The following is a 10,840-nucleotide window of genomic DNA, read 5'->3' on the forward strand; positions in this document are numbered from 1 at the left end:
ATATCATGAAAACATGTTATATTTAAAAATGATTAAAATAACTTTGTTTTAATATATATTTAATTAAAATGCTTAAAAATTAATTAAATAGATTTTAAACGACTTATAGAATTATGGAACATCCTCTAAAAAACGTAAGATATAAATGATTATATTACAGATTTTAAAAATAGTATTACTAAAAAGTTCAAGCTAAAAATCAAAAATTAAATTAAATCAAAAATAAGTAAAAAAGTGTAAAATAAATAATCGTAATTTTGAAATTTCAAACTAAAATATTTTATAATTTAAAATGCTGTAATAAATTTAAATAGCTAAATAATTAGTTAAAATTTAATAAGGAGGAATATTGATGGGAGATGTAGTTGCAACTGTAAAAATAATGCCTGATGATGTTGATGTGGACTTAGAAAAAGTAAAAGCAGAAATTGAAAAATCACTGCCTGAAGGAACTGAACTTCATAAAATTGAAGATGAACCAATAGCTTTTGGTTTAGTTGCTCTTAAAGTAATGTTTGTTGTTACTGATGGAGAAGGTGGAACCGAAGAAGCTGAACAAAAATTAGCAGGAATCGACGGTGTTAAAACTGTTGAAGTGCTTGATGTTAGGCGATTAATCTAATTAAATTAAAAATTACATATATTTTTTAAAATTTTAGTAATAACTTTTATGTTTTAATTAATAATATGCTCATATAAATAGTGAGAATATTAATAATAATATTAATAATAATATTAATAATAATATTAGTAATAATAATAATAATAATAATATTAGTAATAATAATATTAGTAATAATAATATTAGTAATAATAATAATATTAGTAATAATAATATTAAATATGAATATTAGTATAATATTTCATATTTTTATATATTAATTTTAAGGAAGTGATTAAAATTTATGAACTTTTAATCGCTTGCTTTTTAGGAATACTTTGTGGTGCAATAACAGGTTTTGTTCCTGGTATACATGTTAACACAGCTGGAGCTATTGTTTTTGCATCATCTACTTTTTTACTTGAGTTTGTATCGATAGAATTTTTATGTGTCTTTTTAACAACAATGTCAATTGCACATGCAATGATTGAATTTGTACCTTCAATGTTATTGGGAGTTCCTGAAGAAGGAACTGTTTTATCAATTCTTCCAGGACATAAAATGGTTTTAGAAGGTAGATCAAAAGAAGCTATTAGGATTGTTTCAATTGGAGGATTTGGAGCAATAATTGTAACAATATTACTTTTACCTATTTTTGCAATTGTTTTACCTCCAGTTCAAGGAGTTATAAAACCTTATACTTGGATAATTCTACTTGTAGTTTCTGTTTATTTAATTTACAAATTTAGTGTAGATAAAAGAACATTATTTTGGTCAGGGTTATTATTTATATTATCTGGAATTTTAGGATGGGTCATGCTTCAAACACCTATTTCATCAGGATTATCTTTAATGTGTATGTTCACAGGACTCTTTGGAATAAGTACAATACTTTTTAGCTTAAATGATAATTCTTCAATTCCTCATCAGAATAAGTTTTATGACTTGCACTTGGATAAAGATATGTTAAAAGGAATATTTGCTGGAGGAACAGCAGGAGCAATCCTTGGATTTCTTCCAGGCTTTGGTCCAGCACAAGGAAGTGTAATAGCTCAAGAATTAAGTGGTGGTAGTGAAAATGACAATACTAAAAACTTTTTAACATCTATAAGTGGACTTAATACTTCAGATACATTATTCTCCCTTGTATGTATATACTTAATCGGTAATCCTCGTAGTGGAATAGCTGTTTATATTTCATACTTCATAGAAACATTTACAGTAAATCATCTCTTAGTATTTTCATTCGCATCACTTATTGCAGTTTCAATGTCTTTAGTTTTGTGCTTAAAATTAGGAGATAGTTTTTCAAAATTAATGGAAGGAATTGACTATAAAAAAATGTCAATTGGAGTTATTATATTAATGATTGCTATTTTGTACATATTTGTAATCATATATAATGGACCGATTCTTTATCTAACTCTTACACTATTAACTTCAACTGGTTTAGGATTGCTTCCACATTATGTTGGAGTAGGTAAGTCTCATTTAATGGGGGTTCTGATTCTTCCAGCAATGATAATATATTTTACTATGTTTATGTAATTTAGATAATGGGGGAATAAAAGGGAGTAATAGAAGTAGTAGGAAGTAATAGGGAGTAATAGGGAGTATTAGGGAGTATTAGGGAGTAGTAGGAAGTAATAGGGAGTAGCAATGTAAATTAAGCTATTGGCAGAAAATTAAATTACAATAATCTTTTCTGCTATTTTCTCAGCTATTTTCTTAAAGTATTCATCATCTACTTGAGGAAAGCTATCAATTATACAATAATCAAATTCTTTTTTTGTATTTGATTCAATAGCTATTAATTTTTCAGTTAATTTTTCCAAAGATAAATTATATATTTCAAAATTATCTCCATAAGCAATAGTATTAAATTCATCCTCTTTGCTATCTATGAGTGTTGTTTGAAAACCATTAGATTGAAGATTCATTGCAGTCATCTCGCATGCTATGGGATTTATATCATTAAAAGTTACATGAGAAAAACCATACTTTAAAGAGAACAATCCAAGAGACCCACAACCACAAGTAGCATCTAATAATTTCATTTTACTTAATTCTTCATTATTAAAATGCTCACCTTTAAAATAATTATTTAATTTAAGTACTTTATTTTCCATAGAAGCTGAAAACTCAAGATGTAGTTGGTGTTGCTGTTTATTAATAGCTATTTTGCCAGTAGGAGTACTAAGAATATCTGCTCTGAAATCACAACCTGCAAGTAATTCGTAATTGTTTAAATTACTTCCTTCTTCTAATATCCCTATTAAATCATTTGGGTCTCCCTTTAAAACACCTTTTACTTCAGATACTTCATTTATTATTTTTTCAGCCGTTTTTTTATCTAAATTAGGATGTAAAATGACCAAAGAGTTTTTTCCAATGTGTGTGTATTTATCTGATTGAAGTAGGCTAAATAATGGGATGGCACCATTTTTAAGGGTGTGAGATTTAATAGCTATTTCATTATCTATCATAATTTTAAGTGTATGTGCCAATACTATATCTACTGGTCTATTTCCACAAATACATCTTCCAAAATCATTGTTTAATGTATTAAGACATAATTGGTCAGATAATGGTTTAAATCTTTTAAGTATAATATGGATACAGCTATCACAAGGTTTATTCCTTTTTAAATTTTCCTCAATATTTTTTAAAGAGATAATGCAATCATTGTTACATGAACATTTTAGTTCCATATATAATAATTGTCTTGTAAGTTTTTATATATTTCCAGTATATTCAGAAAAATTAATATAAATTATTGGATTAAGCTAAACACACTAATTAAAATATTAATAAATTTAGAAACAATAATACTTCTTTTGTAGTAGGTATAGTAATACTAAGAATATAAATAGTAATATTTATTAATATTTATTTATTAATTAATAATAATTAATAATAACTTTAATATAAAATATATTATTAAGTTATTAATAATTTAATTAAATATATTAATGTACTAAAATTAAGTAAAATTAAGTAAAATTAAGTAAAATTAAGTAAAATTAAATAATTGTAGTATAATTTAAATAAGGACAGTATTATTATGATATTAGATAATGAAAATAATGAAATAAGTGTTATTCCATTATATGAAATAGCTAGACCAAAATTTTCAAAAAGAGAGAAAAATTTATTGGAAGAATTAAGAACTAATTTAATTGATCAAGCTATTTCTTTAAAACAGGAATTCAAAATAGATAAATATGATATTTTAGATAATATAAAAAACTTTTTAAAATTCAGATTTGAAACTATCGACTCTAATTATCTTGATAAGTTAGCAAATAGCTTTTATCAAGAGATATTTGGTTATGGTAAAATAGATCCTTTAATAAAAGATAATAATTTAGAGGAAATAATGGTAATAGGAGTTAATAAGCCAATATTTGTTTACCATAGACAATATGGGATGATGGAGACTAATTTAAATTTTAAAGAGGAAAAAAGTATCATGTCTCTTATTGATTCAATAGCTAGACAGATTAATAGAAGGATAGACCAACAATCACCAATTTTAGATGCTAGACTTCCAGATGGATCAAGAGTCAATGCAACAATTCCTCCAATATCTGCAGAAGGACCAAGTATTACAATAAGAAAATTCAATGAAGAACCTTTATCTATTGTGGATTTAATAAAATCAAAAACATTAAATTCAGATTTAGCCTCATTTTTGTGGGTTTGCATTGATGGACTTGGAGTAAATCCTGCAAATATCATAATATCTGGAGGTACAAGTTCTGGTAAAACAACAACATTGAATGCTTTAAGTTCAATGATAAATCCGAGAGAGCGAATAATAAGTATTGAAGATACATTGGAACTTCAAATATATCATAAACACCTATTAAAAATGGAAACAAGACCAAAAAACATAGAAAATTCTGGTGAAGTAACAATGGATGATTTAGTTAAAAATTCATTAAGACAGAGACCAGATAGAATCATTGTAGGTGAAGTAAGAGGGTCTGAAGCTATAACCTTATTTACTGCATTAAACACAGGACATTCAGGATTTGGAACATTACATGCAAATAATTCAAGAGAAACGATTACAAGATTAATAAATCATCCAATGGATGTTCCTAAAATTATGATTTCAGCTATTGATTTAATAATAATGCAAAATAGGATACATAGACCAGATGGAGGATCAATTAGACGAATAAGTGAAGTATCAGAAGTTGTTGGAATGGAAGAAGACACAATTCAATTAAATAAAATATTCAACTGGAATCCTAAAACTGATGAAATAGAAGACATATCTATATCAAGTAATACCTTAAAGAACTTATCAGAGTTTAAAGGAATATCAATAGATGAAATTAAAGAAGAAATTCAAAAAAGAAAATTTATTTTAGATTTTGGGGTTAAAAACAATATAAACTCAAATAAAGAATTAAACACATTGTTTGAACAATACTATTTAGTTCCAGATGAATTAATAGAGTATATTCAAGAATTGCAATCATAATCAAAATTATAATTATAATATTATAATTTATAATTATAACCAAATTTATAACCAAAATCAAAATATACAAAAGAAACGAATAAAAGAATGAATAAACGGAAAAGGAGGTTATAAAATGCTCAAATACTTATTTAAATTAATAAATTATTTCTTTCTAAAATTAGGAGAATTTGTGTTAAATATTATCAATTTAAAATTTTTAAATAATGAAAATAATTATAATGACTATAATAATCATAAAGGTAATGATTTTAAAGGAAATATAACTTACAAAATAGCTAAATTAATTAAAAAAGACAAAAATAATGATAATGAAGGGAACAAGGGTATTAATCATGAAAATGTTAATAATTTCAATAATATTGATAATAAATTTGATAGTATTATCCATACTAATATTAATAATAAATTAAATAATACTCTTTTTAATAATAATTCTGGTAATAATGGTAATAATAGTGGCATTAATAATAAATTAAATATTAATTTTTTAAATGAAGTTTCAAATTCTGATTTTATAAATTCTTTAAATTTTAAAGTTGTAATTCCTTTGTTTGTAGGTTTCTTAGCTATTATTTTCACAGTATGTTTTTTGGTTGTGGGATTGGAAATAGCTATTACAGTAATTTTGATAATATTAATGTCTGTATTTTTATTAATGTATAGTCCAAAGATTAGACAGCAAAAAGTAGATTCAAATATTTCAAGAGAGCTACCTTATGCATTAAGACAAATGGTAACAGAACTTAGATCAGGTAAGGGATTACATGATACAATGAAATCTATAGTTAAATCAGATTATGGAGATTTATCTAAAGAATTTTCAAGAGTTTTAGAAGAAATTAGACATGGAGAAACAACAGAAAATGCTTTAATGAATATGTCAAAAAGAATCAAGTCAGATGGACTAAATAGAGCACTACATCAAATTATTGGGACTCTTAGAACTGGAGGAAATCTCTCAAACACTTTAAATATAATTGCAGAAGATATATCTTATGATTTTAGGATAAATTTAAAAGAATATTCTCAAAAACTAAATGGATTTGTGATGATTTACACTTTTTTAGCTATTTTAGCACCAGTGATATTACTTATAATGGTAATAGCTGCATCAACAGTAATTGGGGATGTTATTCCAAGTACAGTTATTTTAATATTATATATTTTCTTTTTCCCAATGATTGTAGTGTTTATGGGAATCATGATAAAAAGAATGGAGCCACATGTATAGGTATGTATAGGTAATAAAATTAGGCATTCAAATTAGACATTAAAATTAGGCAATAAAATTAGATTAAATTATTCCATTTAGATGAAATAATTCAATAAGTATGATAATAGCTACAGTTAAAATTATTATAAAGTAATCTAATTTTACTATTTTTGATTGTTTATTATAAGCAACAGCTTCCCCAGTGTAACCTCGTCCTAGCATACTAAAATAGACGAATTCACCTTTTTCAAAAGATTTTAAAAATATCATCATGATTGTGTAACCAACTTGTTTTAATCTCCATAAATAGCTAGTTTTTTTGTTCCAAATATTAAAACATCTGGATTTTTGAGCATTACGGATATTTTCAAGCTCATCAAAAAAAAGGAATAAATATCTAATTGTCATACTTAAAATCATAGCTATTTCTTTTGGAAAACCAAGTTTTCGCATTGAATTAACAATTGATTCAAGGGGTGTTACTGATGAAAGAAGAACTACTGTGGATAAACATATAATAAGTCTAGAGAGAAGTAAAGCACCGAAAACCACACCTTCATAAGTAATTGTTAAACCAAAAGGTAAGGTGTATAAAACCGCTCCTGCTTTTAAAAAAGGTTGGAAAATAGCTATAAATCCTCCAAATGGAAGAATCATTAAAATTCTTTTAGCAAAATAAGATAAGGATATTTTTGAAAGTAAAACTAAAGCAATTAAATACATTTCCATTAAAAGTAGAACTAAGAGATCTGTAGTGTATACTGCGTAGATTATAACTATAAATGTCAAGATAAGTTTTATCCGACCATCTAAATCGTGAATAATACTGTTTTTACAAGATTCTTGTTCTATTGTATTAATGGATATATTCATGTTTTACCTTCTTTATTTGTTTAATGCTATATTTCATCTATATTAATCTATATTTTATCTATATCAATCTATATTTCATCTATATTAATCTATATTAATCTATATTAATCTGTATTTTATCCATATCAATCTATATTTTTAATTTCTTCTTAATTTCTTCTTTTTAATACTATTCCTGCAGTATATGCTAGTGCAAAAACGATTATAACTCCAATTATAATAGCTATTGAACCTGAAATTGGAGATTCTCCAAAGGAGGGGATCATATAATCTGGCATTGGTGACTCGTGAACTGGTTCTATTTCAAGTGCTTGGGGATTTAGCTTTTCAGTTGCACTTTCAAGTCCATCTGGATTACTTGATGCTAAAAATGGTGCAAGAGCTGCTATTACAATAGCTATTATTATTCCAATAACTAAGAATTTCTTATTTTTACTATTCATTTTAAATAGCTCCACTACTTATTAAGTCTGGTCTGATTTTATTAATAGCTATAAATACTATTGTACTTATTAAACCTTCTCCAACAATTCCGATTACAAAATGGTACAGTCCCATGAAGTAGAATCCTGTTGCTAATGGGAATGTTCCTGCAAAATATAGTTCTACAACACAAAGAATAGCTGATATGAATAAAGATAAGAATGCTGCTACAAACACTGCTGGAATCTTAGATATTAATGGTTTAAGTCCTTTGAATCCATAGTATCCTACAAATCCTCCAACAATACCCATGTTAAATATATTCACTCCAAGTGTTGTTAATCCTCCATCACCAAAAGCTATTCCTTGAATTATAAGAACAATAGCTAAGACTAAAAATCCTGCAAATGGGCTTCCAAGAAGTATTGCTACTATTGCAGCTCCAACCATATGTCCACTTGTTCCCCATGGAATAGGTATGTTCATTGCTTGTATTGCAAAGATTCCTGCTGCTAAAACAGCAAGTAAAGGTATTTTTCTCTCGTCAAGGTTTTCTTTTGCCCATTTAACTGCAAAATATCCAACTATTATTACAACAATATAATATATAACACATTGCCATAGTGGTATGAATCCATCGGGTATGTGCATTTAATTAGCCTCCTATTTAATAGTATCATTTAAATATGCTAACTTTTTAAATATGCTAACTTCATTTAAATGAATGAATTAATTCGAATAAAATTTGAAATTTAACACTGATTTCGAAAAAATAAAAAATTTTTTCAAAATCCTTTTGAAGCCATAAAAACTGATTTAGGTCTTTATGGGAGATTTTGCAAAATTTTCTATTTTGCGAAATCAGTGTACAAATATTAATTTATACATCTTTTATGAATTTATAAAAAGTATTACTCAATCTAATTTTTACTTATAAATGAGTATTAACTTTTTAAATTAAAACTGACTATTTGAATATTTTAACTGTTCTAGTCTCATTAATAACAAAATTAAAACATGTATACTAAATTATTTTTGCATATAACATATATAAACCTTTACTTTGTATTACTTTTCTTTATTTTTTCCCTGAAAAAGTAATACTTTTTTAAGTAAATCTTTAAGCTCTAATCTTAATAAAAGTTAGATATATCTTAACAATATCTCAATAAACTTCTTTAATGCTTCATATTTTTACTTTTTTCATTTGAAAAAACATGAGCAGTAGGATAAATATAAGTATAATTAATAAAAAATAAATATATGAATTATTTCAGTCTAGAAATCGATATTAAATGGAAATCTCATTTTTATCCATTGTTTTAATAATAAAATCAATGAAATGTTACAAATATGCTCAAAGAGGATATAATGACTACTCAAAGTGAATCAAAGTTAGAGGAAAACTTAATAAAAAAATTAGTTGAAAATGGATATGAGAATGTTAAAATTTCTGATGAACAAGACTTAATAGCTAATTTTAAAACACAATTAGAAAAATTTAATAAAGTTGAGTTAGAAGAGGAAGAGTTTAGTAAAGTTTTACTTCATCTTGAAGGAGGAAATGTCTTTGATAAATCTAAGAGATTTAGAGACAAATTTCGTCTCCAGCGTGATGATGAAACTATTTTCATTGATTTTTTTAATAGTAAAGATTGGTGTAAAAATATTTTTCAAGTTACCAGTCAAATTACAATTAAAGGAAAGTATGAAAATCGCTATGATGTAACAATTTTAATAAATGGCTTACCACTTGTTCAAATTGAACTTAAAAAAAGAGGGATTGAACTTAAAAAAGCTTTTAATCAGATTAAAAGATATAGATCACATTCTTTTCATGGACTTTTTGATTATATTCAAATTTTTGTAATTAGTAATGGTGTAAATACAAAATATTATGCTAACAATAAGGATTTAAGTTTTGATTATACTTTTTTCTGGAAAAATCAGGATAATTACAATATTTCTAGTTTAGATGAATTCACAGATATTTTTTTAGAAAAATGCCATATTTCTAAGATGATTGCAAGATATGTGGTGTTAAATGAATCAAGTAAGTCTTTAATGGTTCTTAGAGCTTATCAATATTATGCTGTTGAAGCTATTTTAGATAAAGCATTAGAATCTAAGCAAAATGGTTATGTTTGGCATACTACAGGTAGTGGCAAGACTTTAACTTCATTTAAAGTAGCACAAATTTTATGTAATGAACCTAAAATTGATAAGGTAATATTCATTGTTGATAGAAAAGATTTAGATTATCAAACAACTAAAGAATTTAATAGTTTTTCTGATGGTTCAGTAGATGGAACAGAAAACACAAGATCTTTAATTAGACAGTTAAAAGGACATAACAAACTTATAATAACAACTATTCAAAAGTTAGATATAGCAGTTAAAAAACATGAAAAAGGTTTAGACATTGTTAAAGATAAAAAACTAATTTTAATGTTTGATGAATGTCATAGAAGTCAGTTTGGTGATATGCATAAGAATATAACAGAGTATTTTACAAATATTCAATATTTTGGTTTCACTGGAACTCCTATTTTTTCAGTTAATGCTAATAATAAAAGAACAACTTATGACATCTTTGGTGATAGATTACATTCTTACTTAATTAAAGATGCAATAGCTGATAATAATGTTTTAGGGTTTATGGTAGAATATATTGGTAAGTATAAAAATAAATCTGAATATGATATTGAAGTAGAAGCTATTGATACGAAAGAACTAATGGAATCAGAGGATAGATTAACTAAAATTGCAGATTATATTATTAAAAATCATAATGCAAAAACATATAATCGTGAGTTTACTTCAATATTTGCTGTTTCATCAATTGAAGTATTAAATAAGTATTATGGAATGTTTAAAAATATGGATCATGATTTAAAAATAGCTACAATCTATTCTTATGGGGACAATGAAGACTTTGACAAATTACATCCAAGAGATTCTTTAGAAAGTCATATTAAAGACTATAATGATATGTTTGGAACTAATTATTCTACAGATACATTTCAAGAGTACTATGTAGATATTTCTAAAAAGTCAAAAGAAAACAAAATCGATATTTTACTTGTTGTAAATATGTTTTTAACTCACAGCTGTTAAGTTAAGGATTTTTCATGTTAGATATGTAGTGTGTAATGTTGTGATGTTTTTTGTTTATATTCTTATTTTTCTTTTAGCATGTTTTTTATTCTTGATATTGTTAGTCTTGTGTGTC

The 10,840-nt window shown here is 25.5% G+C and carries 9 protein-coding genes; 5 read left to right on the forward strand and 4 right to left on the reverse strand.

Annotated features, from left to right (window positions below; genetic code table 11):
- Positions 1–352 precede the first annotated feature (352 nt).
- Complete coding sequence (locus MBFIL_RS09750; RefSeq protein ID WP_066973996.1) at positions 353–622, forward strand: elongation factor 1-beta; 270 nt, start codon at positions 353–355, stop codon at positions 620–622.
- 279 nt (positions 623–901) lie between these two features.
- Positions 902–2,149 (forward strand): tripartite tricarboxylate transporter permease, encoded by a 1,248-nt coding sequence (locus tag MBFIL_RS09755; RefSeq protein ID WP_066974013.1) that lies wholly within the window; start codon positions 902–904, stop codon positions 2,147–2,149.
- Positions 2,150–2,286: 137 nt separating this feature from the next.
- Here the strand turns inward: MBFIL_RS09755 and MBFIL_RS09760 are convergent, their stop codons facing one another.
- Positions 2,287–3,312, reverse strand: coding sequence for an SAM-dependent methyltransferase (locus MBFIL_RS09760; protein ID WP_066973998.1), 1,026 nt, complete (start codon positions 3,310–3,312; stop codon positions 2,287–2,289).
- 353 nt (positions 3,313–3,665) lie between these two features.
- Here MBFIL_RS09760 and MBFIL_RS09765 point away from each other — a divergent pair, with 353 nt between their 5' ends.
- Both MBFIL_RS09765 and MBFIL_RS11040 read left to right on the forward strand, forming a co-directional pair.
- Positions 3,666–5,096, forward strand: a complete 1,431-nt coding sequence (locus MBFIL_RS09765) for a CpaF family protein (protein ID WP_066974000.1) — start codon at positions 3,666–3,668, stop codon at positions 5,094–5,096.
- Between the two features lie 172 nt (positions 5,097–5,268).
- Complete coding sequence (locus MBFIL_RS11040; RefSeq protein WP_245637491.1) at positions 5,269–6,330, forward strand: type II secretion system F family protein; 1,062 nt, start codon at positions 5,269–5,271, stop codon at positions 6,328–6,330.
- 63 nt (positions 6,331–6,393) lie between these two features.
- On the opposite strand, the gene cbiQ is transcribed toward MBFIL_RS11040, so the two are convergent.
- The 3 genes from cbiQ to cbiM form a co-directional block, all read right to left on the reverse strand.
- A complete protein-coding gene (gene cbiQ / locus MBFIL_RS09775) occupies positions 6,394–7,185 on the reverse strand; it encodes a cobalt ECF transporter T component CbiQ (RefSeq protein ID WP_066974004.1) in 792 nt (263 codons plus the stop codon).
- 149 nt (positions 7,186–7,334) lie between these two features.
- Positions 7,335–7,628 carry a PDGLE domain-containing protein gene (locus MBFIL_RS09780; protein WP_066974006.1) on the reverse strand — a complete coding sequence of 98 codons (294 nt, stop codon included), beginning with the start codon at positions 7,626–7,628 and terminating at the stop codon, positions 7,335–7,337.
- Position 7,629: 1 nt separating this feature from the next.
- Positions 7,630–8,259 carry a cobalt transporter CbiM gene (gene cbiM, locus MBFIL_RS09785; RefSeq protein WP_066974008.1) on the reverse strand — a complete coding sequence of 210 codons (630 nt, stop codon included), beginning with the start codon at positions 8,257–8,259 and terminating at the stop codon, positions 7,630–7,632.
- A gap of 720 nt (positions 8,260–8,979) precedes the next feature.
- Here cbiM and MBFIL_RS09790 point away from each other — a divergent pair.
- Positions 8,980–10,725: a type I restriction endonuclease subunit R gene (locus MBFIL_RS09790; protein ID WP_066974010.1), complete on the forward strand. Its 1,746-nt coding sequence runs from the start codon at positions 8,980–8,982 to the stop codon at positions 10,723–10,725.
- Positions 10,726–10,840 lie beyond the last annotated feature (115 nt).

The organism is Methanobrevibacter filiformis, assembly GCF_001639265.1.
GTDB lineage: Archaea > Methanobacteriota > Methanobacteria > Methanobacteriales > Methanobacteriaceae > Methanacia > Methanacia filiformis.

Bases quoted from the DNA above. Each gene is read 5' to 3' on its own strand.
- MBFIL_RS09750 (WP_066973996.1), top strand. From the start codon at position 353: ATGGGAGATGTAGTTGCAACTGTAAAAATAATGCCTGATGATGTTGAT.
- MBFIL_RS09760 (WP_066973998.1), bottom strand. From the start codon at position 3,312: ATGGAACTAAAATGTTCATGTAACAATGATTGCATTATCTCTTTAAAA.
- MBFIL_RS09765 (WP_066974000.1), top strand. From the start codon at position 3,666: ATGATATTAGATAATGAAAATAATGAAATAAGTGTTATTCCATTATAT.
- cbiQ (WP_066974004.1), bottom strand. From the start codon at position 7,185: ATGAATATATCCATTAATACAATAGAACAAGAATCTTGTAAAAACAGT.
- MBFIL_RS09780 (WP_066974006.1), bottom strand. From the start codon at position 7,628: ATGAATAGTAAAAATAAGAAATTCTTAGTTATTGGAATAATAATAGCT.
- cbiM (WP_066974008.1), bottom strand. From the start codon at position 8,259: ATGCACATACCCGATGGATTCATACCACTATGGCAATGTGTTATATAT.
- MBFIL_RS09790 (WP_066974010.1), top strand. From the start codon at position 8,980: ATGACTACTCAAAGTGAATCAAAGTTAGAGGAAAACTTAATAAAAAAA.